This is a genomic window from Methylobacterium soli (genome assembly GCF_008806385.1).
GTDB classification, from domain to species: Bacteria; Pseudomonadota; Alphaproteobacteria; order Rhizobiales; family Beijerinckiaceae; genus Methylobacterium; species Methylobacterium soli.
In genome coordinates this window covers 33,797-59,334 of the sequence record NZ_VZZK01000018.1, presented here as the reverse complement: position 1 = coordinate 59,334, position 25,538 = coordinate 33,797, and the positions used below count along the sequence as shown (strand labels likewise).

The window sequence follows — 25,538 nt, the reverse complement described above, 5'->3', positions numbered from 1 at the left end:
CGGGAGGAAGGGCGGGAGGCTGCGTGCTTAGAGCCCCGCCCTGTGGCGAATATGCGACGCCGGCCCCGAGGGGCCGGCGCGAGGCTCAATCGTCGTCGTACATCATCCCGCCGGACATCATGGCGGAGGGCCCGCCCTCGACCAGGATCTCGCGCTTGCCGGCATGGTTGGCCGGGCCGACGATGCCCTCGATCTCCATGCGCTCCATGATCGAGGCGGCGCGGTTGTAGCCGATCTGGAGGCGGCGCTGGATGTAGCTCGTGGACGCTTTCTTGTCGCGCAGCACCACCTGGATGGCCTGCTCGTAGAGGTCGCCGCCGGCCTCGCCGCCGCCGCTCGCCACGAAGCTGCCGACGTCGAACACCGCGACCTCCGCCTCCTCGGGCTCCTCCTGGCGCTCGGCCCGCTCGGCGCGCTCCGCCTTCGAGCCCTTGGCGCCCTTCTCGGTCTCGCCGGACCCGTCATCGGCGGTGACGGCCTCGAGATAGGCCGGCCGGCCCTGGCGCTTCAGATGCGCCACCACGCTCTCCACCTCCGCATCCGAGCAGAACGGCCCGTGCACGCGCGTGGTCCGCCCGCCGCCGGCCATGAACAGCATGTCGCCCTGGCCGAGCAACTGCTCGGCGCCCATCTCGCCCAGAATCGTGCGCGAGTCGATCTTGCTCGTGACCTGGAAGGAGATTCGGGTCGGGAAGTTCGCCTTGATCGTGCCCGTGATCACGTCCACGGACGGGCGCTGCGTCGCCATGATCAGGTGGATGCCCGCCGCCCGCGCCATCTGCGCCAGCCGCTGGATCGCCCCCTCGATCTCCTTGCCCGCCACCATCATCAGGTCGGCCATCTCGTCGACCACGATCACGATGTAGGGGAGGGCGGACAGGTCCATGGCCTCCTGCTCGAACACGGCCTCGCCGGTCTCGCGGTTGAAGCCGGCCGGGACGGTGCGCAGGATCACCTCGCCCTTGGCGCGCGCCTCGGCCATGCGGGCATTGTAGCCGTCGATATTGCGCACGCCGATCTTGGACATCTTCTTGTAGCGCTCCTCCATCTCGCGCACCGCCCATTTGAGGGCGATCACCGCCTTCTTGGGGTCAATGACGACGGGGGAGAGCAGGTGCGGGATGCCGTCATAGACCGACAATTCCAGCATCTTCGGATCGACCATGATCAGGCGGCACTCCTCGGGCTTGAGCCGGTAGAGGAGCGACAGGATCATGGTGTTGATGGCCACCGACTTGCCGGAGCCCGTGGTGCCGGCAACGAGCAGGTGCGGCATGCGGGCGAGGTCCGCGATGATCGGCTCGCCGCCGATGTTCTTGCCCAGGCACAGCGCCAGCTTGTGCTTGCTGACCGAGAAGTCCGGCGAGGCCAGGAGCTCGCGCAGATACACGGTCTCGCGGGTCTCGTTCGGCAATTCGATGCCGATGACGTTGCGGCCGGGCACGACCGCCACGCGGGCCGAGACCGCCGACATCGAGCGGGCGATGTCGTCCGACAGGCCGATGACGCGGCTCGACTTGGTGCCGGGGGCGGGCTCGAGCTCGTAGAGGGTGACGACGGGCCCGGGGCGCACCGCCAGGATGTCGCCGCGCACGCCGAAATCCTGCACCGTCTGCTGGAGGTTCAGGGCGTTCTGCTCCAGCACGTCGGCATCGACCTCCTCGCCCTCGCTCGCTTCCGGCATCGCCAGAAGCTCCAGGGACGGGTGCTCGTAATCGTCGTTCTGGATGGTCGCGACCGCGAGGTGGCGCCCGGCCGGGATCAGGGTCGAGCGCGGCTCCGGCAGGATGGCGCGCGGGGCGATGAGAGGAATCGCCTGAGCGGGGAGGGGGGTTGGCTCGGCGGCAGCCTCGATCGGCTCCGGCGCGGCCTCGACGGGTTCCGAAGCCGGGGCCGGCTCCGAAGTCGCGACCGGCTCGGGAGCCGGAGCCTCGGGGGCCGCCTTGCCGCGCAGCAGGACCGGGCGCGGCGCGATCGGCAGCGCGGCGACCGGGACCGCGACTGGCCGGGCAAGCGTCGTGAGCGGAAGCGGAGCCGGACCCGGTGCGCCGGCCGGCGCGATCCCTTGCGCCTCGGACACGGGTGCCGGCGGCTCGATGCCGCGGATCGCCGCGCGGGCGGCCATGGCCGAGACCGGACGCGGGCGGGGCGCCGGGGCCGGCGCGGCGGCCGGCATGACCGCCTCGGGCCGCGCGGCGAAATCCGTGCCCGGACCGAAGACGAGCGAGAGGGCCGGGCGGATGGAGGCCGGCGCGGGGATCTCCTGCGCCTGCCCGTCGATCGTCACCGCGTGATCCTGCCCCTTGTCTTGTCCATTGTCCTGTCCATTGCCTTGCCCGTTATCCTGCCCGTGGGCGGGGCGGGGCAGGCGGGTCCCGTCGAAGCGCACGAGGCGGTCGAGCACGTAGACGGGGCCCGGCGGCAGGGCGCGCAGGAGCGAGATGTCGAGGGGAACCGAGACGAAGCGCTCCGACGACGCGTCGCTGTCGGGCGCCGCCGCGCGGTCGGCGGAAGGCTCGGCCGGCGTCTCGGCCCCGGTCTGGATCGCGGCCCAGGCCTCCATGGCGGACCAGTCCTGCCCCTCGAACCAGGGCTGCATGTCCGACCAATCGGGCACCTCGGACCAGTCGCGCTCAGGCGTGGCCTGCGGCGCTTGCACGGCAAGCGGCGCTTGCACGGCCTGCGGCGCAGAGGCGGCCAGCGACGCGGAGGCGGCCTCGGGAACATGCGCGGAGGCGTCGACGGCCGGGGGCCTGGCCGGGCGCCGGTCGGGGGTGCGGAAGAAGCGAACGCCCGGCGGCGGCACGAAGGGCTGGCGCCACAGGGGCACCGGCGGCTCGGCGGAGGCCGCCTCGGCCGCCTCCTGCGCGGCGCGCTCGGTCGCGGCGCGCTCGGCTTCGAGGGCGAGCGTCGCGGCCTGCGCCTCGGCCTGGGCCTGGGCGAGGGCGGCGCGCTCGGCATCGAGGGCCCGCTGGCGCCGCTCGTGCAGCACGGTGTCGGGGGTGCGGGTGTAGCGCACGGCCGGCCGCTCGGGCTCGGCGGCGTAGGCCGGCATGGCACCCGTCATGGCACCCGTCATGGCAGCCATCATGGGCGCCTCCAGGCCCGGCATCTCGGCCTCCGGCGTGATCGCGGCGGGGCGGCGGGGCGAGCGGATCAGGACGCCGGGGCTCGATGCGGCCACGTCGATGCGGCTCTGGGGACGCGCGGCGGGCGCCAGCATGTCGAGGCTCGCCCGGTCGTCGAAGACCTCGGCGGGCCAGAGCTGGGCGGGCCAGAGCTGGGCGGACCAGGCCTGCGCGGACGGCGCGGGCGCCGGCCAGGCCGAGCCCGTCGCTTCGCGCCGGGGCGGCTCGTAGCGCGGTTCGCCGGCGCCCTGCTGGCGGGCGCTCCGCAGCGGAGCCTCGTCGGAATCCTGCATCTCGTCAGGGCCGCGGCCGATCATGGCGTGGGGCGCCGTGAGCCAGCTCGGCGCCGGCCGCGTGCCCGCGATGGCGTAGCTCGGGCGGGGGGGCGCGCCGGCGAGGCGCCGCGTCAGGCTCGCCCGCAGGGACATCAGCCGGTGCGCCAGGGCACCGATCGACAGGCCGGAGCGGTCGCCGCCCCGGCCGGGGCGGGAGGGATCACGATGGGAATACGGAGGCCGTCCCGATGCGCGCATGGATTCTCAAGATGACTCGAACAAGGGTTCGCCCCAGACGGGGCGGCTCCCGGCCAGTTAGGCCGATCGTCGTTAACAGACGCTTGAAATCGGCCCCTCGGCCGGGTCCCGCACCGTCCCCGAACGGCACCCCGGACGTCACGCGGCGGCCTCGCGGAAGCGTGGCCCGGCGGAGTATGGAGCGCTGCCGCGCGGGCGGCCCCCTGGAGAGAGGCGCCCGATCGCTCTAGGATGGAGGGTCGGTTCCTCGCTCGGATTCTCCTCACGTTGGCTTCATCTCCCTCGCAGTCCGATTTTCGCTCCCTCTACCGGCACGGCTTCGCCCGGGTCGCGGCCTGCATGGGCCGCAGCCACCCGGCGGAGCCGGAGCGCAACGCGGAGGAGACCCTGGACCTCGCCCGGGAATGCCACGCCCACGGCGCGGTGCTGGCGGTGTTCCCGGAGCTGAACCTCTCGGCCTACGCGATCGAGGACCTGTTCCTCCAGGACACCCTGCTGGACGCCGTCGAGGCCGCCGCCGGCACGGTGGTGGGCGCCTCGGGGACCCTGCGCCCCCTCCTCGTGGTCGGGGCGCCGCTGCGCTGGCGCAACCGGATCTACAATTGCGCCCTGGCGATCCAGGGCGGGCGCCTGCTCGGCGTGGTGCCCAAGAGCTACCTGCCGAATTACCGGGAATTCTACGAGAAGCGCCACTTCGCCCCCGGCGCCGGAATCACCGGCGAGACGATCCGGGTCGCCGGCCACGCGGTGCCCTTCGGGACCGACCTCCTGTTCGAGGCCGCCGACCTCCCGGGCCTCACGGTCGGCATCGAGATCTGCGAGGACCTCTGGGTGCCGGAGGGCCCCGGGATGCGGGCGGCGCTGGCGGGCGCCAGCGTGCTCGTCAACCCGTCGGGCAGCCCGATCACGGTGGGGCGGGCGGATGCGCGCGCCCTCCTGACCCGGGCCGCCGCCATGCGGGGCCTCTGCGCCTACGTGTACGCGGCCGCCGGCCTCGGCGAATCCACCACCGATCTGTCCTGGGACGGGCAGACCAGCATCGACGAGCTCGGCGTGCGCCTCGCCGAGGGCGAGCGCTTCGCGGCCGGCCCCGTCGCGACGCTCGCCGATATCGACCTCGACCGGATCCGCCAGGACCGGCTCCAGGCCGGCAGCTTCGACGACAATGCCCGCACGCGCGCGGGCGATTACCGGCGCATCGCCTTCCGGGCCGAGCCGCCGGCCGAGGATCTCGGCCTGCTGCGCCGGGTCGAGCGCTTCCCCTTCGTGCCGGCCGACCCCGCGCGCCTGGCGCAGGATTGCTACGAATCCTACAACATCCAGGTCGCGGGCCTCGCCAAGCGGCTCGAGAGCACCGGCACCCGCAAGGTCGTCATCGGCGTCTCGGGCGGCCTCGATTCGACGCACGCCCTCATCGTGGTCGCCAAGGCGCTGGACCGCCTCGGCCTGCCCCGCGCGAACATCCTGGCCTACACCCTGCCGGGCTTCGCGACCTCGGACGCGACCAAGTCCAACGCCCACGCGCTGATGCGCAGCCTCGGCTGTAGCGCGCAGGAGATCGACATCCGCCCGGCGGCCAAGCAGATGCTCGCCGATATGGGCCACCCGTTCGGGCGGGGCGAGGCGGTCTACGACGTCACCTTCGAGAACGTGCAGGCGGGCCTGCGCACCGATTACCTGTTCCGCCTCGCCAACCAGAACGCCGCGATCGTGATCGGCACCGGCGACCTCTCGGAGTTGGCGCTCGGGTGGTGCACCTACGGGGTCGGCGACCAGATGAGCCATTACGGCGTCAATGCCGGCGTGCCCAAGACCCTGATCCAGCACCTGATCCGCTGGGTGATGGGGACCGGCCAGTTCGACGCGGAGGTCGGGCGCACCCTGCAGGCGGTCCTCGACACCGAGATCTCGCCCGAGCTCGTCCCGGCGGAGGCCGATGCCGGCCCCCAGAGCACCGAGGCCAAGATCGGCCCCTACGCGCTGCAGGATTTCACCCTGTTCTACACGCTGCGCTACGGGTTCCGGCCCTCGAAGATCGCCTTCCTGGCCCTGCATGCCTGGAGCGATGCCCGGCACGGCGTCTGGCCGCCGGATTTCCCGGAGGCGAAGCGGCGGGCCTACGACCTGACCGAGATCCGGCACTGGCTCGGGGTCTTCGTCGCGCGCTTCTTCGGCTTCAGCCAGTTCAAGCGCTCGGCCCTCCCGAACGGCCCGAAGGTCTCGGCCGGCGGCGCGCTCTCCCCGCGCGGCGACTGGCGCGCGCCCTCCGATGCCAGCGCGCGCACCTGGCTCGCGGAACTCGAGCGCAACGTCCCCGAAACCTGATCGACACAAACGTGACGGAATGTGCGACTATGCCGTGGCCTCGCGCATGACCTCCTGGCCGAGTCGCGGCTCGCGGGGATGATCGTGCCGTGACAGGACCTCGGGACCGCGACGCTCACCGCCGCGGGGACCGGGCAGCCCAGCGGAGGTGCACCGATGCGGAGCTACAACCTGTTTCGCCTGAAGAGCGTGGACGGCCTCTGCTGCGCGGTGCCCGAGGCCTGCGCCGTGCCGGCCTTCCTGGGCGGCGGCCGCTGGACCTTCGGGGGCAAGCTCGACCGCGATGGCGGCGCCCCCCTCGATTTCGACGACCGGGCGGCCGATACCGCGATCCGCTTCAACGGCTTCTACCTGTTCCAGACCGTGGACCGGCGCTTCACCTGCGCCTGAGGCGGCGCGAGTCGCGCATTCCGGCGAGCATTCCTTAAGGGCTGCCATGCGAGGGTCCGGCACGTCCGGGAACTTGAGGGCCGACCGATGTCGGAACATCGCAAAGAGACGCGCCAGAGGGTCTTCCTCAAGGGCCGCATCAACTTCAACCACGGCGCATCGAGCATGGATTGCCTCGTGCGCGACCTCTCCGCCTCCGGCGCGCGGCTTGCCCTGAGCGAGACCACGACGCTCCCGGAGGTGTTCGAGCTCTACATCCCGCAGAAGGACCGGACCTACCGGTCGGTTCTGCGCTGGCGCCGGGAGGACGGCGTCGGCATCACCTTCTCGGAGACCGCCACGGCGGCCGAGGCCGCCCCCGCCGCGCCGTCGGGCCCGCCGCCGGCGCCCGCCCTCGACGCCTCGATGGAGGTCCTCCTGCGCCGCATCGGCGAACTCGAGGGCGAGAACGCCGCCCTGCGCCGGGTCCTCGCCACCATGGTGCAGCCCGCGAGCTCCGCCAGCGTCGCCTGATCAGGCGCCGAGCGCCGCCCGGATGCGGTCGGCATGGCCCGCGAGCAGCGCCGGGTCGGCCATGCCGCCCTCGTGGCGCCTCAGGGGCACGCCCTCGTGGCGGGGCACGATATGGACGTGCAGGTGGAACACCGTCTGCCCGCCCGCCGGCTCGTTGTACTGGAACACCGTCAGCCCATCCGCCGCGAAGGCCGCCTTCACGGCCCGGGCGACGCGCTGCACCGTGGCCGCCAGGGCCGCGAGCGAGGCCGGCTCGGCATCGAGGAGGCCGCGCGCCGGCGCCTTGGGGATCACCAGCGTGTGGCCTTCGCCCTGGGGCATCACGTCCATGAAGGCGAGGGTCTCGGCATCCTCGTAGACTGTGTGGGCCGGGATCTCGCCGCGCAGGATCTTGGCAAAGATGTTGTTCGGGTCGTAGGCGGGCATCGTCGGCTCGGCAGGTGCGCTCATGGCGGCTCCGTCGGCGAAAAAATCGTCGGCAGGGATCGGGGCCGCACGATGCACCGCGGCGCCGGGCGCGTCCACGGGCGCGCGGCCGGGTTTTCCCGCCGATCGGGTTCTCCCGCCGAACGGGTTCTCCCGCCGAACGGGTTTTCCCGCCGAACCGCGACCCCGCTCCGCGCGTTGAGGCTGGATTCCCACACAGTAAGGCTTGCCCGAGAGAGCAAGGCTTGACGGAACCCGGGGGCTCGGAGGCGTTCCGGGCCCGCGGCATTTCCGCTCCAGGAGACGGTCGGCATGGCCCATGAGAGCAACAGCGCCATCTTCACGGCGGCCGGCGCCAACCTCGCCATCGCGGCGGCGAAGTTTGTCGGCGCCTTCCTGACCGGAAGCTCGGCCATGCTCGCCGAGGGCACCCATTCCCTGGTCGACACCGCCAACCAGATCCTGCTCCTCGTCGGGCTGAAGCGGGCGAAGAAGCCGGCCGATGCCCGCCACCCCTTCGGCTACGGCCGCGAGCTCTACTTCTACGCCTTCATCGTCGCGCTGTTCATCTTCCTCGGCGGCGGCGCCTTCGCGATCTACGAGGGCATCCACAAGATCCAGCACCCGGAGCCGGTCTCGGACGCGGTGATCCTCGGCCACCACCTCTCGGGCTTCTGGGTGAACCTCGCGATCCTCGGCTTCGCCGTCGCGGCGGAGGGCTATTCCTGCTTCGTCGCCCTGCGGTCGTTCTGGGCCGAGAAGGGCAGCCGCCCGCCGATCACGGCGATCCGCCGCAGCAAGGACCCGGCCCTGTTCACGGTGCTGATCGAGGACGTGGCCGCGCTGATCGGCCTCGTGATCGCCATCGCGGGCGTGGTCCTGGCCGAGATCCTCGACATGCCGGTCCTCGACGGCTGGTCCTCGATCGGAATCGGCCTTGTCCTCGTCGGGATGGCGCTCTTCCTGATGATCGAGACGCACGGCCTCCTGATCGGGGAGGCGGCCGACCCCGAGATCGTGGCGGCGATCCGGGAGTTGGTTCGGGGGGAGCCCGGCGTCGACCACGTCAACGAGGTGCTGACCCAGCATCTCGGACCCGACGACATCCTGGTCAATCTCAGCCTCGACATGGCCGACGACCTCAGCGCCGGCGAGGTCGAGCGGAGCGTGGCCCGCCTCGAACAGGCCCTCAGGGCGCGCAGCCCCAAAGTCCGGCGCGTCTTCATCGAGATCCAGGCGCAGGAGCGCGCGGCCCGGGCGCCCGCACTCGCGGCGAGCGCCTGAGCACTCGCAGCGAGCGCCTGAGGCCCCGCGTCAAATCCCCTCGCCGTAGACCCCGTCGCGCTCGGCGAGCGCTCCCGCGATCGCCGCCTCGAGGGCGGCGGGCTTCGTCTGCGGCGCGTAGCGGCCGATGATCCGGCCATCCCGCCCGATCAGGAACTTCGTGAAGTTCCACTTGATGGCCTCGGTGCCGAGCAAGCCCCGCTTCTCGGCCTTGAGATGGACGAAGAGCGGGTCGGCTCCCGCCCCGTTCACGTCGATCTTGGCGAGGACCGGGAAGCTGACATCGTAGGTGAGGTTGCAGAAGCGGGCGATCTCGGCGGCGTCGCCCGGCTCCTGCGCCCCGAACTGGTTGCACGGGAAGGCCAGAACCACGAGCCCCGCCGCCCTGTGCGCGCGCCAGAGCGCCTCCAGCCCCTCGTATTGCGGAGTGAAGCCGCATTTCGAGGCCGTGTTGACGATGAGCACCACCTTGCCCCGGTACTGCGCCAGGGGATGGGGCGTGCCGTCGGGGCCGTCCGGGGTGAAATCGTGGATCGTCGTCATGGCCGCGTCCTGCATGGCCGCATTCTGCCGCGGCACGGCCGCGGGGTCGCGCGAAAAATCACGCGGCCCCACAAAGCGGGATCGCCCGCTCAGGCGACGGTGCGGCGCTCGACGAGGCGCGCCAGGTAGGCGCTGCCGAGCGGGATCAGGCTGTCGTCGAAATTGTAGGAGGCGTTGTGAAGCCCCGGTCCCGGGATGCCGCCGAGCCAGGCATAGGCGCCGGGCACCGCCATCACCATGTCGGCGAAATCCTCGCTGCCCATGCGCGGCGTGCAATCGGCCTCGACATTGTCGCTCCCGAATAGCTCGGTCGCGATCTCGGCCGCCGCCGCCGCCTGCTCGGCGCTGTTCTCGAGGACCGAGAACACGTCCTGGATCTCGACCTCGATCTCGGCGCCGTAGGCCGCCGCGTAGCCCTTGGCGAGCGCGCGGATGCGCTCGGAGGCGAGGCTGCGGATCGCTGCGTCGAAGGTCCGGATGGTCCCGGCGAGATGGGCCGATTCGGGAATCACGTTGTAGGCCGCCCCCGCATGGAACTGCGTGATCGAGACGACGCAGGATTTCAGCGGGTCGGCGTTGCGCGCCACGATCGACTGCATCGCCTGCGCCAGGGCGGTGCCGACCACGATCGGGTCGATGCCCCGCTGCGGCTCGGCCGCGTGCGCGCCGCGGCCGATGATGCGGATGTCGAAGAAATCGGCCGCCGCCATGATCGGGCCGGGGCGCGTCCTGAGCCGCCCGTGCGGCCCGTTCGGCGAATTGTGCAGCCCGTAGATCTCGTCGACCGGGAATTTCTGGAAGAGCCCGTCCTTGATCATGGCGCGGGCGCCGCCGAGGCCTTCCTCGGCCGGCTGGAACACGAACACGGCGGTGCCGTCGAAGTCGCGGGTCTCGGCGAGGTAGCGGGCGGCGCCGACCAGCATCGTGGTGTGCCCGTCATGGCCGCAGGCGTGCATCTTGCCCGGCACCGTCGAGCGGTAGGGCAGGTTCGTCGCCTCCTCGATCGGCAGGGCATCCATCTCGGCCCGGAGCCCGATGCGGCGGCCATTCTCCGTGCGCCCCTTCAGGATGCCGACGACGCCGGTGCCACCGAGGCCCCGATGCACCTCGATGCCGTAGCCCTGGAGCAGGTCGGCGACGAGGCCCGCGGTCCGCACCTCCTCGAAGCCGAGCTCGGGATGCGCGTGGATGTCGTGGCGGAGCGCCGTCAGTTCGTCGGCGTAGGTCTTGATGCGGTCGAGCGGACTCATGCTTACGCGTCTCTCTCGGTGTGAGGGGTGTCGCGCCGGAACGGCGTCAGGGTGTCGAGCACGCTCGCGGCGTCCTGCACGTGGGCGCGCTCGCGCTTGAGGTAGTCCGCCACCGCCCGGCGCAGGTCCGGGTCGGCGATGTCGTGGGCCGAGTGCATCAGCACCGGCCGGTAGCCGCGGGCGAGCTTGTGCTCGCCCTGCGCCCCCGCCTCCACCCGCCTGAGGCCGCGCCGGATCGCGAAATCGATCGCCTGATAATAGCAGACCTCGAAATGCAGGAAGGGATGATCCTCGATGCAGCCCCAGTTGCGGCCGTAGAGGGCGGCGTCGCCGATGAGGTTGAAGGCCCCGGCGATCGGCCGCCCCGCCCGGGAGGCCATCACCAGAAGCACGCGCCGGGCCATCCGCTCGGACAGGAGGGAGAAGAAGCGCCGGTTGAGATAGGGCCGCCCCCATTTGCGGGCCCCCGTATCGGTGTAGAACGCGTAGAACGCGTCCCAATGCGCCTCGGTCAGGTCCGGGCCCGTGAGCGTCTCGATGGTGATGCCGTCGGCGAGCGCGTCGCGCCGCTCGCGCCGGATCGCCTTGCGCTTGCGGGAGGCGAGGGCGCCGAGGAAATCCTCGAAGCTCGCGTAGCCGTCATTCTCCCAGTGGAATTGCTGGTCCGTGCGCTGCAGGAAGCCCAAGGCTCCGGCCTGCGCCCATTCCCGCTCGCGCATGAAGGTGACGTGGATCGAGGAGGCCTCGGTCTCGGCCCGAAGCGCCCGCAGGCCCGCGACGATCCCGGCCACCGCCGCGTCCGGGTCCTCCCCCGGCGCGATCAGCAAGCGCGGCCCGGTGACGGGGGTGAAGGGCACGCTGACCTGGAGCTTCGGGTAGTAGCTGCCGCCGGCGCGCTCGTAGGCATCGGCCCAGCCGTGATCGAAGACGTACTCGCCCTGGGAATGGGTCTTCAGGTAGCAGGGCGCGACCCCGATCAATTGCTCGCCCCGTTCCACCGCGACGTGCAGGGGCAACCAGCCGGTCCGGCGCGAGACGCAGCCCGACTCCTCGAGGGCCGACAGGAAGGCGTGCGAGACGAAGGGGTTGTGGGTCTCGTCCCCGGCCCCGAGGGTCTCGGGCGAGGTGGCGCAGGCATCCCACGCGGCGGCCCCGATCTGCGTGAGATCCGTGACCGCACGGACCCGAAGTTCCGTCGCGGCCTCGGCCGCCCTGCCGCGTTCTTCCATGCCGGCCAATCTAGTCATGCGCCGGGGACCGGCAAGCCGGAGCCCGGCGCGCCGCCGTCGCAGGCGAGCGCCTACCCGGGGACCGGCGCTGCTTCTTCATTGTGTTCTTCGTATCATTGATTGATACTAAGGACGATCCGCAGGGAAGCCGCATGATCCAGAGCTTCGCGGATCGCACGACCGAGGCCGTCCATCAGGGGCGGCGGCCGAGAGGATTTCCCGCGAACATCTTCCAGGCTGCCCGCCGCAAGCTCGTCTATCTCGATCGCGCGCGCGATCTCGGCGATCTCCGGGCGCCTCCGGGCAACCGGCTGCATCCCCTGCTTCACGATCGGGCAGGCCAGCACGCGATCTGGATCAACGATCAATACCGGATCTGCTTCCGCTGGACCGAGGCCGGACCGGCGGAGGTCGAAATCGTGGATGATCACTGACGGAGAATCCGGATGGACGAGGCTTCCGACACCGGTGCCGCGCTGGACATCGTCGAGACCCTTCCGCCCCTCCACCCCGGCGAGGTGTTGCGGGAAGAGTTCCTGACGCCGTTGGGCCTGAGCGCCTACGCGGTCGCCAAGGCCTGCGGCGTACCGCGCACGCGCATCGAGCGCATCATCCGCGAAGAGATCGGCATCACCGCCGACACGGCCCTCCGGCTCGGTCGCTATCTCGGAACCTCGGCCGAGCTGTGGCTGAGCCTTCAGGCGCAGTACGACCTGCGTATCGCGGAGGCCGAAGTCGGCGATGCGCTCGCTCGGATCACCCCGATGCCGCGCGCGGCCGCCTGATCAGGGCCGGAACCCCTCGAACACCATCTGGTCGGCGTGGCGCGCGGCCCTGTCCCGCTGGTCCTCGTTGCGCACCGTCCAGGTCATCACGGGCAGGCCGCCGAGGAGCCGGCAGAGATGCGTCGCCGCGCAGGGCAGGTCGTCGACCCGCCATGACAGGAAATCGGGCCGGGTCTCGCCGAGATGCAGGAGGTCCGAGAGGGCGCGGCGCGTCGTCGGGGCCATCATGGCGTAGGCGGGATCGTCCTGCGTGGTCTCGGCCACGATGCCGCGCGGGATGCCCGGCGCGAGCGCCCGCAGGGCCACGACGATGCCGGGATCGAAGGATTTCAGCGCCACCGGCCCGTCCTGCGCGGAGACGACCTCGACGACCCGCCGGGTCAGCGCGAGGTCGCCGGAATACAGGGACTTGATCTCGATGATCACGGGCACGCGCCCGCCGATCTTCGCGAGGAAGCGCCCGAGGGTCGGGATGCACTCGGCCGTCCCGGCGACCGCCAGGGTCTCGAGGTCGGCGGCCCTGCGGGACGCGACCGCCTCGGACGCCGTCGTCAGGCGCCCGAGCGCGGCGTCGTGGAACACCATCGCGTCGCCGTCGAGGCTCGGCTGCACGTCGCACTCGATGGCATAGCCGCCCGCCACCGCCGCCAGCGCCGCCGCGACCGTGTTCTCGGGCAGGCCGGCCGCGCGGTCATGCAGGCCCCGATGCGCGATCGGGCGCGCGGTGAGCCAGTCCGGAGCGTTCGGCCCCGGCGCGGCGGGCGGCAAGCCCACTACTTCACCTCGAACATCGCCTCGACCTCGACGGCCGCGTCGAGGGGAAGCTCGGCGACACCCACCGTGGAGCGCGCGTGCCGGCCGCGGTCGCCGAGGAGCTCGACCATGAGGTCGGAGGCGCCGTTCATGATGCCGGCGAGCCCGGCGAAGCTCGGCACCGCGTTGATGAAGCCGCCCAGGCGAACGCATTGCACGACGCCGTGGTCGAGGTCGCCCACCGCCGCGTCGAGCTGCGCCAGCACGTTGAGGGCGCAGAGCCGGGCCGCCGCGATGCCGTCCTCGGCCGAGACCTCGGCGCCGAGCTTGCCCGTATGGGCCGGGCTGAGCATGCCGTCCGGCCCGAAGCAGATCTGGCCGGAGATCACCACGAGGTTGCCGGTGCGCAGGAAGGGCACGTAGTTCGCGACCGGCGCCGCCGCCCTCGGCAATGTCAGACCCAGCTGCTCCAGACGTTCCTTGACGGTGCTCATGATGGTGCTCCCGAAGCGCATCCGGCGCCGCCCTCGCGGGCGCCGCGCCGGGCTGTCCTGCACAGGCATGGGGGCTGCGGCAAGACCCGGCGCGCGCCTTGCGGAAATCAGCCCACGAAAATCCCGCAGGATACATCCATGTCCGGGCTGCGCCGCCGCCCTGTGATTGACAGATGGGGCTCGATTCATAGTAATCGCGCGCGTGCCGCCCGCTTGACGAGGCGGCACTTTCATTTGGAGCGGGCGCGATGCCCGCCGGGCCGGCCCCCGGACCCGAGAGGCCAGACACGGAGACGGAATCGTGACATCCGCCCTTCTGCCGACCTACGCCCGTGCCCCCATCGCTTTCGAGCGTGGCGAAGGGGCCTGGCTCGTCGCGCGCGGGGGCGAGCGCTATCTCGATTTCGGCGCCGGCATCGCGGTGAACGCCCTCGGCCACGCCCATCCGCACCTCGTCGCGGCGCTGACCGAGCAGGCGGGCAAGCTCTGGCACACCTCGAACCTGTTCGAGATCCCCGATGGCGAGCGGCTCGGCCAGCGCCTCGTCGACGCCACCTTCGCGGACGTCGTCTTCTTCACCAATTCCGGTGCGGAAGCGAACGAAGCGGCGATCAAGATGGCGCGCAAGTACCATGCGGCCGAGGGCCATCCGGAGCGCTACCGGATCATCACCTTCGAGGGCGCCTTCCACGGGCGGACGCTCGCCACCATCGCGGCGGGGGGCCAGCAGAAATACATCGAGGGCTTCGGCCCCAAGGTCGACGGCTTCGATCAGGTCCCGACCGGCGATTTCGAGGCGCTTGAGGCCGCGATCGGCCCGGAGACCGCGGCCCTGATGATCGAGCCGATCCAGGGGGAGGGGGGCGTGCGGGTGATCCCGCATGCCGACCTGCGCCGCCTGCGCGCGCTCTGCGACGCGCGCGGCCTCCTCCTCATCATGGACGAGGTGCAGACCGGCGTCGGGCGCACCGGCCGGCTCTTCGCGCATGAATGGTCGGGGATCGCCCCCGACATCATGAGCGCCGCCAAGGGCATCGGCGGCGGCTTCCCGCTGGGCGTCTGCCTCGCGACCCGCGCGGCCGCCCGCGGCATGACGGCCGGCACCCACGGCACCACCTTCGGGGGCAACCCGCTCGCCATGGCGGTCGGCAACGCCGTGCTCGACGTGGTGCTGGCCGACGGCTTCCTGGACCATGTCCAGCAGGTCGGCCTCGTTCTCAAGCAGAAGCTCGCCGGCCTCAAGGACCGGCACCCGCAGGTCTTCTCGGAGATTCGCGGGGAGGGCCTGATGCTGGGCCTCAAGCTCGGGGTCCTCAACACCGACTTCGCGGCCGCCGCCCGGAGCGAACACCTTCTCGTGATTCCGGCCGGCGACAACGTGGTCCGGCTCCTGCCTCCGCTCATCGTCACGGAGGCCGATGTCGCCGCCGCCGTCGAGCGCCTGGAGGCCACGGCCTCCGCCCTCGCGACCTCCCAGCGCGGTGCGGCCGAGTAAGAGCGCCGCCCCGGATCACCTGTTCTCGAAGATCGATCGTCATGACTGCCCAGAGCAACGGGACTGCCCAGGTCCCCGGCCAGCACGGCCCCCGCCACTTCCTCGACCTCAAGGATTTCTCCGGAGCGCAGCTGCGCGCCATGCTGGATGCCTCGGCGTCCATGAAGGGGCGCCGCCGCAAGGGCGAGCCCCCGGCGGAGCGCCCGCTCGCCGGCAAGAATCTCGCGATGGTGTTCGACCGGCCCTCGACCCGCACCCGCGTCTCCTTCGACGTCGCCATGCGCGAGCTCGGCGGCGAGACCCTGATGCTGACGGGCAGCGAGATGCAGCTCGGGCGCGGCGAGACCGTGGGTGACACCGCCCGCGTGCTCTCGCGCTTCGTCGACGCGATCATGATCCGCATCCTCGACCACGACCTGATGCTGGAGCTCGCCGAATACGCCACCGTGCCGGTGATCAACGCCCTCACCAAGGTCTCGCATCCCTGCCAGATCATGGCCGACATCCTCACTTTCGAGGAGCATCGCGGGCCGATCCGGGGCCGCAGGGTGGCCTGGTCGGGGGATGCCAACAACGTCCTGGCGAGCTGGGTGCACGCCGCCGCGCGCCTCGGCTTCACCCTCAACATCGCGGCGCCGCCCGAGCTCTCGGCGCCGGCCGGGCTCCTCGCCTGGGCGAAGGCGGAGGGGGCCGACGTCAACGTCACCACCGACCCGTTCGCGGCGGTGGACGGGGCCGAGGCGGTCGTCACCGATTGCTGGGTCTCGATGGGGGACGACGACGACCATCACCGCCACAACCTGCTCAGCCCCTACCAGGTGAATGCCAAGCTGATGGCGGCCGCCGCCAAGGACGCGGTCTTCATGCATTGCCTGCCGGCCCACCGGGACGAGGAGGTCACGGCCGAGGTCATCGACGGGCCGCAATCGGTGGTCTTCGACGAGGCCGAGAACCGGCTCCACGCCCAGAAGGGCATCCTGGCCTGGTGCTTCGGGGCGAACGGGCTCTGAGCCCCGAACGCCTCGCGGCGGCGCGGCAGACTTCCTATATGAGGGTCGGCGGGCGCCACCGCCTCTCCCCCCGGCTTCGACCCCCGCCCCGCGGCGCGGGTTCCCTCTCCTGCGCAGGATCCGTCGATTTCCGCGCGGGAGACGGCGGCCCCGATCCGGCCGCGTCGCGATCCGTGACGCCCGAAACCTTCGTGGGATCGAAGCTCTGGCGGGATGGAAGCGGCGCGCCCGCACCAGTCAGACCCGAACGAGCGGAGAGGCCATGACCTCCGGAACCGAGATGTCCCCCACCCCCGCCGATGGCCGCGAAGGCCTCGACGATGCCGTGCTGCCCTTCGCGGTCGAGGCCCTCGACGTGCGCGGCCGCATCGTGCGGCTGGGGCCCTCGATCGACACCATCCTGCGCCGCCACGGCTATCCCGACCCGGTGGCGCGCCTTCTCGGCGAGGCCGCGGCCCTGACGGTGCTGCTCGGCTCCTCGCTGAAATTCGAGGGACGCTTCCAGCTTCAAACCAAGACCGACGGCCCGGTCGCCATGATCGTGGTCGATTTCGAGGCGCCGGACCGCGTGCGGGCCACCGCCCGCTTCGACGCCGCGCGCGTGGCTTCCCTCGGAACCGGGCCGGTCCGGACAGCCGATCTCGTCGGCCAGGGCCATCTCGCCATGACGATCGACCAGGGCTCGGCGGCGAGCCGCTACCAGGGCGTCGTGGCGCTCGAGGGCCAGAGCTTCGAGGAGGCGGCCCACCAGTATTTCCGCCAATCCGAGCAGATCCCGACCCGGGTCCGCCTCGCGGTGGCGGAGGAATTCGAGAACGGCGCGGCCCATTACCGGGCGGGCGGCCTGCTGATGCAGTTCCTGCCCCAATCCATCGACCGGGCGCGGCTCGCGGACCTGCCGCCCGGCGACATCCCGGAGGGCCACGCCCATCTCGACGCCACGGGCGCGCCCGAGGACGACGCCTGGGTCGAGGCCCGCTCCCTCGTCGGCACGGTCGAGGATCACGAGCTCGTCGACCCGGCGGTCTCCTCGGAGCGCCTGCTCTATCGCCTGTTCCACGAGCGCGGCGTGCGGGTCTTCGAGGCGCAAGGGGTGGCGGAGCAGTGCCGCTGCTCGCCCGAGCGCGTGATGGGCATGATCCGCTCCTTCTCGGCGCAGGAACGCCGCGACCTGGTGGCGGATGACGGGCGCATCGGCGTCACCTGCGAGTTCTGCTCGCGCCGCTACGATCTCGATCCGGCCGAGGTCGAGGCGGAGCTCGACGGCACCAAGCACTGAGGCGCCCGACAACCGGGCAACTCAAGACCTGGGCCGGCCCAAGCGCGGGCCGGTCCAGCTTATGGCCAAGTTCAGGCCCGGATGACCGAGCTTGGCCGCAATCTTCGTGCCGCGACAATCCGACAACTTTCGATTGAACCCTTTCGAGACCCTTGGCGTTTCGAAGCCTTCGAAGGTATCGGAGGATACGTCATGAAGAAATACGCGATCGGTCTGGCGGCCCTGCTGTTCAGCACTTCGGTCTTTGCCCAGAATGCCGGCGGCCTGAACCGGGATTCGGCCGGCGGTGCCGGCGGCGCCAAGGCGGGTCTGTCCGGCGAGCGGGCCGGCGGCGCGGGTGCCCGCGGGTCCGAGGCGGGTGCGCCCTCGAGCGCCCAGCGCGAGGCCGGCACGCAGCGCGAGGCTGCAGGCCAGCGGGACGGCGCAGATCGCGGCGCGCAGGCCCGTGGCGGCGACCATCGCGGCGCCGAGCGCCAAGATGGTGCACGCCAGGACGGTGCGCGCCAGGATGGGATGCGTCAGGACGGCGCGAGCCGGGCCGAGCGCGGTGGGCGCGACGGTGGCCACGCGGCGCGGGCCGAGCGCGGCGACATCCGCGAGGGCCGGGCGACGCGGGTCGATGTGAGCCGCCGCACCGACATTCGCCATGAGCACGTCGCCGGCGAGCATCGCCGCGAAGGCCGCTTCGTGTTCATCGGCGGGCGTCGGGTCGTCTACGGCTCGCCGGAATACCGCCGCCTCGTCACCGTCGAGCACCGCTCCGGCGGCCCGCGCCGCTACGTGGTCATCCGGGGCCAGCGCGTGATCTACGGCTCCCCCGAATATCGGCGCCTCGTCAGCATCCGCGAGGGCGGCACCCGCTACGTCACCATCCGGGGCCAGCGCGTGGTCTACGGCTCTCCCGAATATCGGCGCCTGAGCGTTTCGACGAGCACGCGTCGCGGCGGCACGGTCGAGGCGAATGTCAGCGAGCGCAACCGCACGAGCGTCTCGCGCCGGGAGGATCGCAGCGTTGAGCGGGACAACCGCAACGGGCAGGGCTTCCGCAACGAGGCCGAGCGCGGCGGTCGGGACGGGGTGCGCAACGCTAATTCCCGCACCACGGACCCGCGCAACGACGCCATGCAGCAGGGTGAGCGCGGCGCCGGCCAGGGCGGCATCCGCAACGCCTCCGAGCGCGCCGGCGCCGACCGCTCCGGGCGCGGCACCACGACGGGCAGCACCCTGGGCAGCCAGCAGGGCGGCGAGCGCGGCGGCATGAATGCGGGCAGCCGCACGGGCGGCGGTGGCGAGCGCGGCGGCGCGGCCGGCGGCCGCTGAGCCGGAACCCTTGAGGAGGGGCCGGCGCGCCGGCCCCTCGTCCTGCGGCGATCGAACAGGAGTGTTCGGCCCCGCCCTCAGGTCTTCAGGACCGGCTCCGCGATGTCGCCGCCGCCCCGGCGGGCGAGGTAATCGGGCTGGAACAGGCACATCCGCACAGCGTCGCGGTACTTGCCGTTGACGAAGAACTCGTCGCGCAGGACGCCCTCGGGCTGGAAGCCGCAGCGCTCGTAGATGCGGACCGCGCGCGCATTGTCCTTGTCCACGTGCAGGTAGAGCTTGTGGATGTTGAGCACGCTGAAGGCGTAGTCGATGGCGATGCGGGTGGCCTGTCCGGCAAAGCCCCGCCCCTGGAAGGCCGGGTGGAGCGCGATCTGGAATTCGCAGCGCCGGTGCAGGTGATTGATCTCCACGAGCTCGACCATGCCGGCGGACTCGTTGGACTCGGTGGCGACGATGAAGCGGCGCTCGGTCTGATTGTGGATGTTGCGCTCGTAGAGCTGCGCCAGCTCGGCGAAGGATTCGTAGGCCTCCTCGAACCAGTATCGCATGATGCTGTCGTTGTTGTTGAGCTGGTGCACGAAGAGCAGGTCCTCGCGCTCCAGGGGCCGCAGCTTGACCCGCCCGGGATCGGTTCGCCCGCTCATGAGGCGCAGGCCTCGGCGAGGCGGCGCATGAAGGCCGCCCCGTCCTCCAGCGCCTGCAGGGTGATGTACTCGTCGGGCTGGTGCGCCTGGTCGATGGAGCCGGGCCCGCAGACCACGGTCGGGATGCCGGCGACCTGGAAGCGCCCCGCCTCCGTCGCGTAGGGCACCGAGATGGTGCGGTTGCGCCCCGCCACCCGCAGGGCCAGCCGCTCGGCCTCGGATCCGGGCTCGGGGGCGAGCCCCGGCACCGCGACCTCCTCCAGCGTCTCGATCCGCCCGTAATCGCCGTACCGGTTCAGGCGCTCGCGGGCCACGGCCTCGGCCTTTCGGGCGAAGAGGCCGGGGATCTCCGTCATGTCGAGGTCGGGCAGGCCGCGGAACTCCCAGTGGAAGGTGCAGACCTTGGGCAGGATATTGCGGGCGGTGCCGCCCTGGATCGTGCCCACATGCACCGTGGTGGCGGGCGGGTCGAAGCGCCCGCTCGCGTCGCCGCGGGCAATCATCAGGTCGGCGACGCGGTTCAGCTCGCAGACGAGCTCGGCCGCCGCCATCACGGCGTTGGCGCCGAGCATCGGCTTCGAGGAATGCGCCTCGTGGCCGTGCACGGTGGTGAAGTAGGTGACGATGCTCTTGTGGGCGTCGGCGACTTCGAGCTCTGTCGGCTCGCCGACGATGACGGCGCCCGGGCGCGGCAGGTCGGCGCCGAAGCGCGCGATCGTGTCGGCGACGCCGAGGCAGGTCGTCTCCTCGTCGTAGGAGAGCAGGATGTGGATCGGCCGGCGCAAGGGGGCGGCCTGGAAATCCGGCACGGCCGCGAGCGCCAGGGCGCAGAACCCCTTCATGTCGACGGCCCCGCGCCCGTAGGCGCGCCCGCCCTCCACCCGCAGGGTGAAGGGGTCGCTGGTCCAGGCCTGCCCGGTCACCGGCACCACGTCGGTATGCCCGGAGAGTACGACGCCGCCATCCTGCATCGGGCCGATCGTGGCGAACAGGGCGGCCTTGTCGCCGGCCGCGTTCGGCACCAGCCGGTGCGGCACGCCCCAGCCCTCGAGATAGCCCGAGGCCCAGTCGATCAGGGCGAGGTTCGATCGGGAGCTCTCGGTGTCGAAGGCGACGAGCCGCTCCAGGATCTCGAGGGGGGTCAGGCGCGTCCCGGGACGCGCCTCGGGGCGTTCTCCATGTTCCGCCATCGCGTCAGACTCCCTCGCGGCGCCACCCATCCAATGCGCCCGGCCGGCGCCGGTTGCGGGCTCGATGCCGGCGACGGCGCGGCGCCTCACGCCTCAGTGCAGGCTGCGCCGGACATGGGGGCTGTCGAGGGAGAAGGCCGGAATCTCGGCCTCGAAGCTCTCGCCCGCGACCGTCGCCATGGTGTAGCTGCCGGCCATCAGCCCGTCCGGCGTGGTGAGCGGGCAGCCGCTGGTGTAGCTGAAGGACTCGCCAGGCTCCAACACCGGCTGCTTGCCGACGACGCCGGCCCCGCGGACCTCCTGACAGGCGCCGTGCCCGTCGATGATGCGCCAATGGCGCGAGCGCAGCTGCACCTGCTCGGAGCCGTTGTTCACGATCTCGACCGTATAGGCAAAGAAGTACCGGCTCTCGCCCGGCGAGGATTCCTCCTCGACGAAGCGGGGCATCACGGTCACGCTGATTCCGCGCGTCTCGGCCTTGTACATCGTCTGTGTCTGCCTCCCTGGGCGCGGGCGCGCAAGAGCGCGGGCCGCGGGCGCGCAAGCGTTCGAGCCGCGTGCACGCATGGGCTCACGCATCCCGCGAAGCACCGCGACAGGCTCGGAGGGTCGTGGTACGTGGCGGCGAAAACGCCGTCAATCGCAGCGAAATACGTCGCGAACCTGAGGATTCCCACGGCATGGTCGAGGAGGCCTTGCGCCCCACGCATGCAACCCGCGCAAGCCGGGCGACAATCTCCGATGGCCCGCCCCTCGGCCGCGCCGGGCTCGGGCCGGGCCGGGTCGGGCTCGGGCCGGGCCGGGTCGGGCTCGGGCCGGGCCGGGTCGGGCTTGGGCAGGGCCGCGCCGGGCTGGGCTTGGGCCGCGCCGGGCTGGGCCTGGGCCGCGCCGGGCTCGTTGGCCTCGCGCTCCTGTTCGGCTGGCTCGCGCCGGCGCCCAATGCCTGGCCGGCCGGGGCGCTCCTCGGCGCGCTCCTCCTCGATGCCGTGAGCCGGGCGGTGGCCGCGCAGGTGGCGCGCCGGGGCGGGATCGCGGCGGCCTTGGGCGGGCTGCCCTCGCTCGTCCTCGGCCTCGGCTCGGGAACCGGGCTCGCGGTGGCGGCCCTCTCGGCCGCCCTCGCGCTGCTGGCTTGGCCCGCCGCCTTCCCGGTCCTGGCGAGCGCGCTCGCGGGTCTCGTGACGATCGGCGCCTGCGCCCGGCTGGCGCTGGCGCGGATCGTCCACCGGATCGGGCGCGACCCCGACTTAACCGGGCCTTAGGCCTTCCCGCAGGACAAGACCAAGGGTCAGGAACGGGACGGGTGCGGGCAGTGAGCAGCAACACGAGGCCGGATCCGGCCGCGCCGGCGGGCCCCGGCATCCTGGCCGCGCAGGCGATCGAAGCGCTGACGCGGGACGGCGCGATCCGCCCGGCGAGCCCCTACGCCCCTGGCCAGATCCAGCCCGCGAGCCTCGACCTGCGCCTGGGTGCGCGCGCCTTCCGGGTGCGCACGAGCTTCCTGCCCGGGGCGGGGCGCAGCGTCTCGACCTGCATCGCGGCCTTCGCGTTCCACGAGATCGACCTTCGGGCCGGCGCGGTCCTGGAGACGGGCTGCGTCTACATCGCCGAATTGCAGGAGGCGCTGGCGCTGCCGCCCGACCTCGCGGCCGGGGCGAACCCGAAGAGCTCGACCGGCCGCATCGACGTCTTCACCCGCGTCATCACCGACCACGCCGTCGCGTTCGATCAGGTCGAGGCCGGCTATGCCGGCCCGCTCTACGCCGAGATCTCGCCCCGGACCTTCCCGGTCCTCGTCCGCACCGGCTCGCGCCTGTCGCAGATCCGCTTCCGCCGCGGCGAGGTGCGCCTGCGCGAGGCCGAGCTCGCCGCGCTCCACGCCCGCACGCCGCTGGTCAGCGCCGCCAGCCCGTCCTTCCAGGGAGGCGTCGCCGTCTCGGTGGACCTCGCGGGATTCGACGGGCTGATCGGCTACCGGGCCAAGCGCCATACCGGCCTCGTCGACGTGGATGCGCCGGGCGCCCACCGCATCGCCGATTTCTGGGAGCCCCTGGCGGCCGACGGCTCCGGGATGCTGATCCTCGATCCGGGCCAGTTCTACATCCTGGCCTCGAAGGAATCCGTGGTGGTCCCCCCGGACCACGCCGCCGAGATGGTGCCGTTCGATCCGCTCGTGGGCGAATTCCGGGTGCATTACGCGGGCTTCTTCGATCCGGGCTTCGGCTATGCCGAGGCCGGGGGCTTCGGCGCCCGCGCGGTGCTGGAGGTGCGCTCGCGCGACGTGCCGTTCCTGCTCGAAGACGGCCAGATCGTCGGCCGCCTCGTCTACGAGCGCATGGGGGCGGTGCCCGCCACCCTCTACGGCGCGGGCGCCGGCTCGAACTACCAGGCCCAGGGCCTGAAGCTCTCCAAGCACTTCGTCTGAGACGTCGTCTGAGGCCCGGCCCTCACGGGGTCGCGGCGCGCGCCACGTTCGCGGAGGCCTTGCGCGCGGCCTTGCGGGCGGCGGGCTTCGGCGGGGCCGGGGCGGCGACGGGGGGCGCCTCCGCCTCGAGGTCGACGGCCGCATTCTCCAGAACCGGCAGGTCGAAGGCCGGGGCAGCGCGCTCAGCCGCCGGTCGGGCGGGCTCGCCCGCCGCGGCCCGGATCGGCGCTGGCGCCTCGCTCCGGGCGGGCGGGGCCTCGTCGCTCGCCGCCCCCACATAGGCGATCGCGGCCTCGACCTGCGCGTCCGGAGCCGGCCCGTGCGAGAACACCAGGGGTAGGCTGAAGGCCGCCAGGACCGCGAGGGCGAGGAATCCGCCGAACAGGGCACCCCCGACCGCGCTCGGGCCGGTGCGCCGATCGACCATCCGCAGGGGACCGGGCGCGACGCGGCTGCGCCGCCGCAGCCCCAAGGAGTGCAGGCCCAAGGATTGCAAGCCCAAGGATCGGAGCCCCAAGGATCGCGCGGGCGTTCTGACGAGGTGGACCAGTCCTGCGCGGACCATGCGGCGAATTCCGGTTTGACGAGCGGCGGGCTCGGTCTGAACGGAGCCCGCGGCGCTGCGGCGAATTTAAGGCGAATGCCCGCCGCTTCGGCAGAAAGCCCGTTCGGGCGGCAATCTCAGGCCTCCGCGGCCGCCGCGTCGAGGAGCCAGACCATCTGGCCGGCGCTGGTGACACGGGCCGCCGGCAGGTCCTCGCCGTCGGCGAGCCGGCGCAGGGGATCTCGCTTGCCCGCGCCCGTCACCAGGAACAGGACCCAGCGGGAGGAGCCCAGCGCCGGGTAGGTGAGGGTGATGCGCGGCACGAAGGGCGTCATCCCGGCTTCCGGCACCGGGGCGGCCCAGGCGCCGGCCTCGTCCAGGGCGGGCTTGCCCGGGAACAGGGAGGCGGTGTGGCCGTCCTCGCCGAGGCCGAGCAGGACGAGGTCGAACAGGGGACGGCCCGGCTCCAGCGTGTCGGCTCCGTAAAAGTCCCGAAGCGTCCGCGCATAGGCCGCCGCGCCCGCCTCCGCGCCGAGGTCGGAGGGGATGAAGTGGAGATGCGTCGCCGGGATCGGCGCGCCGTGGCCGAAGGCCTCGCGCACCATCCGGACATTGCTCAGGGCGTCGTCCCAGGGCACGACCCGGTCGTCGCCGAAGAACCAGTGGATCCGCTCCCACGGCACCTGCGAGACGTAGTCGGGCCCGGCGAGCAGCCCGTAGAGCCGCTTCGGGGTCGAGCCGCCCGACAGGCAGACCGCGACCCGGTCTCCCGGCGCGTCGGCGCAGACCGCCACGAGATGATCGGCCGCCGCCCGCGCGACCGCGTCCGCATCGGGGAGAACCTGGGCACCGGGGGGCAGGGGAATGGTCACGGGGATCTCCTCGTCGCGCGGGGTTTATCGCGCGGGCGAAGGGCGAAGTTCCGGCGCGAAGGTCCGGGACAAAAAGTCCTGGCGAGAGTCCCGGCGCGCCGGTTTCGCCTATTTGGGTTCGAGGTGGCCGCCGAAGCCCTTGCGCATGGCCGAGAGAAGCTTGTCGGCGTAGCTCGCGTGCTCGCGGGAGCGGAAGCGGGCATAGAGCGCCGCCGAGAGCACGTTGGCGGGCACCGATTCCTCGATCGCCGCATTGAGCGTCCAGCGGCCCTCGCCGGAATCCGCGACGAAGCCCGAGAAATCCTCGAGCTGCTCGTCGCCCGCGAGCGCCTGCGCGGTGAGGTCGAGGAGCCAGGACGAGACCACGCTGCCCCGGCGCCAGACCTCGGCGATGTCGCCGATGTCGAGGTCGAAGCGCTGCGCCTCGGGCAATTCCTTGGCGCCCGCATGTTTCAGGATGTCGAATCCCTCCGCGTAGGCCTGCATCAGGCCGTACTCGATGCCGTTATGGACCATCTTGACGAAGTGGCCGGCCCCGCTCGGACCGGCATGGATGTAGCCCTGCTCGGCGCGGGGGTCGCGCCCCTCCCGGCCGGGGGTGCGGGGCACCGAGCCGAGGCCGGGCGCGAGGGTGGCGAAGACGGGATCGAGCCGGTCGACCGCCGACGTGTCGCCGCCGATCATCATGCAATAGCCGCGCTCCAGCCCCCAGACGCCCCCCGAGGTGCCGACATCGACGTAGTGGATGCCCTTGTGGCGCAGGTCCGCGGCGCGCCGGACGTCGTCCTTGTAGAAGGAATTGCCGCCGTCGATGATCACGTCGTCGGCCTGCATCAGCCCGGCGAGGCGCTGCACCGTGCCCTCCGTGATCTCGCCCGCGGGCAGCATCACCCAGGCGGCCCGGGGCTGATCGAGCTTGGCGACGAAATCCTCCAGGCTGTCGGCGCCGGTCGCGCCCTCCTGCACGAGGGCCGCGACGGCATCCGGGTTCTGGTCGAACACCACCGCCGTATGCCCGTTCTGCAGCAGGCGCCGGACGATGTTGCCGCCCATCCGCCCGAGCCCGATCATCCCGAGTTGCATGCCAGCTCTCCGATTTCCCCGTC

25 protein-coding genes are annotated in these 25,538 nt (G+C 71.8%); 12 read left to right on the top strand and 13 right to left on the bottom strand.

The features are described 5' to 3' along the window. Positions 1-85 precede the first annotated feature (85 nt). Positions 86-3,661 (bottom strand): DNA translocase FtsK, encoded by a 3,576-nt coding sequence (locus F6X53_RS17445; protein ID WP_151001467.1) that lies wholly within the window; start codon positions 3,659-3,661, stop codon positions 86-88. A 267-nt stretch (positions 3,662-3,928) separates the two neighbouring features. On the opposite strand from F6X53_RS17445, the gene F6X53_RS17440 reads away from it, so the two are divergent. From F6X53_RS17440 to F6X53_RS17430, 3 genes are all read left to right on the top strand, one after another. Then, entirely contained in the window at positions 3,929-5,986 is a 2,058-nt protein-coding gene (locus tag F6X53_RS17440; protein WP_373875961.1) for an NAD(+) synthase, read from the top strand. Positions 5,987-6,142: 156 nt separating this feature from the next. Continuing rightward, positions 6,143-6,376 (top strand): hypothetical protein, encoded by a 234-nt coding sequence (locus tag F6X53_RS17435; RefSeq protein ID WP_151001465.1) that lies wholly within the window; start codon positions 6,143-6,145, stop codon positions 6,374-6,376. 87 nt (positions 6,377-6,463) lie between these two features. After that, positions 6,464-6,889 carry a PilZ domain-containing protein gene (locus F6X53_RS17430; RefSeq protein ID WP_151001464.1) on the top strand — a complete coding sequence of 142 codons (426 nt, stop codon included), beginning with the start codon at positions 6,464-6,466 and terminating at the stop codon, positions 6,887-6,889. Here F6X53_RS17430 and F6X53_RS17425 read toward each other — a convergent pair whose 3' ends face one another. Beyond that, positions 6,890-7,315 carry an HIT family protein gene (locus F6X53_RS17425; protein ID WP_151001534.1) on the bottom strand — a complete coding sequence of 142 codons (426 nt, stop codon included), beginning with the start codon at positions 7,313-7,315 and terminating at the stop codon, positions 6,890-6,892. It abuts the gene before it with no gap. 312 nt (positions 7,316-7,627) lie between these two features. On the opposite strand from F6X53_RS17425, the gene F6X53_RS17420 reads away from it, so the two are divergent. Next, positions 7,628-8,599, top strand: a complete 972-nt coding sequence (locus F6X53_RS17420; RefSeq protein WP_151001463.1) for a cation diffusion facilitator family transporter — start codon at positions 7,628-7,630, stop codon at positions 8,597-8,599. A 30-nt stretch (positions 8,600-8,629) separates the two neighbouring features. On the opposite strand, the gene F6X53_RS17415 is transcribed toward F6X53_RS17420, so the two are convergent. The 3 genes from F6X53_RS17415 to F6X53_RS17405 all read right to left on the bottom strand — a co-directional run bounded on the left by F6X53_RS17415 (position 8,630) and on the right by F6X53_RS17405 (position 11,621). Further along, positions 8,630-9,142 (bottom strand): glutathione peroxidase, encoded by a 513-nt coding sequence (locus F6X53_RS17415; RefSeq protein ID WP_151001462.1) that lies wholly within the window; start codon positions 9,140-9,142, stop codon positions 8,630-8,632. A gap of 89 nt (positions 9,143-9,231) precedes the next feature. Further along, the gene (locus F6X53_RS17410) at positions 9,232-10,392 is read right to left on the bottom strand and encodes a M20 aminoacylase family protein (RefSeq protein WP_151001461.1); all 1,161 of its coding nucleotides are present in this window, start codon (positions 10,390-10,392) and stop codon (positions 9,232-9,234) included. Positions 10,393-10,394: 2 nt separating this feature from the next. Next, positions 10,395-11,621, bottom strand: coding sequence for a GNAT family N-acetyltransferase (locus F6X53_RS17405; protein ID WP_151001460.1), 1,227 nt, complete (start codon positions 11,619-11,621; stop codon positions 10,395-10,397). A gap of 152 nt (positions 11,622-11,773) precedes the next feature. Here F6X53_RS17405 and F6X53_RS32905 point away from each other — a divergent pair, with 152 nt between their 5' ends. Continuing rightward, positions 11,774-12,055, top strand: a complete 282-nt coding sequence (locus F6X53_RS32905) for a type II toxin-antitoxin system RelE/ParE family toxin (protein ID WP_210386389.1) — start codon at positions 11,774-11,776, stop codon at positions 12,053-12,055. A gap of 12 nt (positions 12,056-12,067) precedes the next feature. Beyond that, a complete protein-coding gene (locus F6X53_RS32900; protein ID WP_238297179.1) occupies positions 12,068-12,406 on the top strand; it encodes a HigA family addiction module antitoxin in 339 nt (112 codons plus the stop codon). On the opposite strand, the gene F6X53_RS17395 is transcribed toward F6X53_RS32900, so the two are convergent. Together F6X53_RS17395 and F6X53_RS17390 are read right to left on the bottom strand one after the other, a co-directional pair. Further along, positions 12,407-13,180, bottom strand: coding sequence for a glycerophosphodiester phosphodiesterase family protein (locus tag F6X53_RS17395; protein WP_238297181.1), 774 nt, complete (start codon positions 13,178-13,180; stop codon positions 12,407-12,409). Then, positions 13,180-13,653 (bottom strand): RidA family protein, encoded by a 474-nt coding sequence (locus tag F6X53_RS17390; RefSeq protein WP_151001459.1) that lies wholly within the window; start codon positions 13,651-13,653, stop codon positions 13,180-13,182. Before F6X53_RS17390 ends, F6X53_RS17395 begins: the two co-directional genes overlap by 1 nt. A gap of 301 nt (positions 13,654-13,954) precedes the next feature. Here F6X53_RS17390 and F6X53_RS17385 point away from each other — a divergent pair, with 301 nt between their 5' ends. The 4 genes from F6X53_RS17385 (at position 13,955) to F6X53_RS17370 (ending at position 18,757) form a co-directional block, all read left to right on the top strand. Further along, entirely contained in the window at positions 13,955-15,148 is a 1,194-nt protein-coding gene (locus F6X53_RS17385) for an aspartate aminotransferase family protein (RefSeq protein WP_151001458.1), read from the top strand. Positions 15,149-15,189: 41 nt separating this feature from the next. After that, positions 15,190-16,158 carry an ornithine carbamoyltransferase gene (gene argF / locus F6X53_RS17380; protein ID WP_151001457.1) on the top strand — a complete coding sequence of 323 codons (969 nt, stop codon included), beginning with the start codon at positions 15,190-15,192 and terminating at the stop codon, positions 16,156-16,158. Positions 16,159-16,420: 262 nt separating this feature from the next. Then, positions 16,421-17,437, top strand: a complete 1,017-nt coding sequence (locus F6X53_RS17375) for an Hsp33 family molecular chaperone (protein WP_151001456.1) — start codon at positions 16,421-16,423, stop codon at positions 17,435-17,437. 192 nt (positions 17,438-17,629) lie between these two features. Then, positions 17,630-18,757, top strand: a complete 1,128-nt coding sequence (locus F6X53_RS17370; RefSeq protein ID WP_151001455.1) for a hypothetical protein — start codon at positions 17,630-17,632, stop codon at positions 18,755-18,757. Positions 18,758-18,834: 77 nt separating this feature from the next. Here the strand turns inward: F6X53_RS17370 and speG are convergent, their stop codons facing one another. The 3 genes from speG to apaG all read right to left on the bottom strand — a co-directional run bounded on the left by speG (position 18,835) and on the right by apaG (position 21,080). Then, positions 18,835-19,404, bottom strand: coding sequence for a spermidine N1-acetyltransferase (gene speG, locus F6X53_RS17365; protein WP_151001454.1), 570 nt, complete (start codon positions 19,402-19,404; stop codon positions 18,835-18,837). Beyond that, positions 19,401-20,594 (bottom strand): acetylornithine deacetylase, encoded by a 1,194-nt coding sequence (gene argE / locus F6X53_RS17360; RefSeq protein WP_151001453.1) that lies wholly within the window; start codon positions 20,592-20,594, stop codon positions 19,401-19,403. The genes speG and argE overlap by 4 nt, the downstream gene beginning before the upstream one ends. A gap of 93 nt (positions 20,595-20,687) precedes the next feature. Then, positions 20,688-21,080, bottom strand: a complete 393-nt coding sequence (gene apaG, locus F6X53_RS17355) for a Co2+/Mg2+ efflux protein ApaG (RefSeq protein ID WP_109895218.1) — start codon at positions 21,078-21,080, stop codon at positions 20,688-20,690. A gap of 194 nt (positions 21,081-21,274) precedes the next feature. On the opposite strand from apaG, the gene F6X53_RS17350 reads away from it, so the two are divergent. Both F6X53_RS17350 and F6X53_RS17345 read left to right on the top strand, forming a co-directional pair. Beyond that, entirely contained in the window at positions 21,275-21,853 is a 579-nt protein-coding gene (locus F6X53_RS17350) for a hypothetical protein (protein ID WP_151001452.1), read from the top strand. A gap of 50 nt (positions 21,854-21,903) precedes the next feature. After that, a complete protein-coding gene (locus tag F6X53_RS17345) occupies positions 21,904-23,016 on the top strand; it encodes a 2'-deoxycytidine 5'-triphosphate deaminase (protein ID WP_151001451.1) in 1,113 nt (370 codons plus the stop codon). A 22-nt stretch (positions 23,017-23,038) separates the two neighbouring features. Here the strand turns inward: F6X53_RS17345 and F6X53_RS17340 are convergent, their stop codons facing one another. From F6X53_RS17340 to gnd, 3 genes are all read right to left on the bottom strand, one after another. Further along, positions 23,039-23,512, bottom strand: a complete 474-nt coding sequence (locus tag F6X53_RS17340) for a hypothetical protein (protein WP_151001450.1) — start codon at positions 23,510-23,512, stop codon at positions 23,039-23,041. Positions 23,513-23,697: 185 nt separating this feature from the next. After that, the gene (pgl, locus tag F6X53_RS17335; RefSeq protein ID WP_151001532.1) at positions 23,698-24,426 is read right to left on the bottom strand and encodes a 6-phosphogluconolactonase; all 729 of its coding nucleotides are present in this window, start codon (positions 24,424-24,426) and stop codon (positions 23,698-23,700) included. A gap of 114 nt (positions 24,427-24,540) precedes the next feature. Further along, positions 24,541-25,515 carry a phosphogluconate dehydrogenase (NAD(+)-dependent, decarboxylating) gene (gnd, locus tag F6X53_RS17330; protein ID WP_151001449.1) on the bottom strand — a complete coding sequence of 325 codons (975 nt, stop codon included), beginning with the start codon at positions 25,513-25,515 and terminating at the stop codon, positions 24,541-24,543. Positions 25,516-25,538 lie beyond the last annotated feature (23 nt).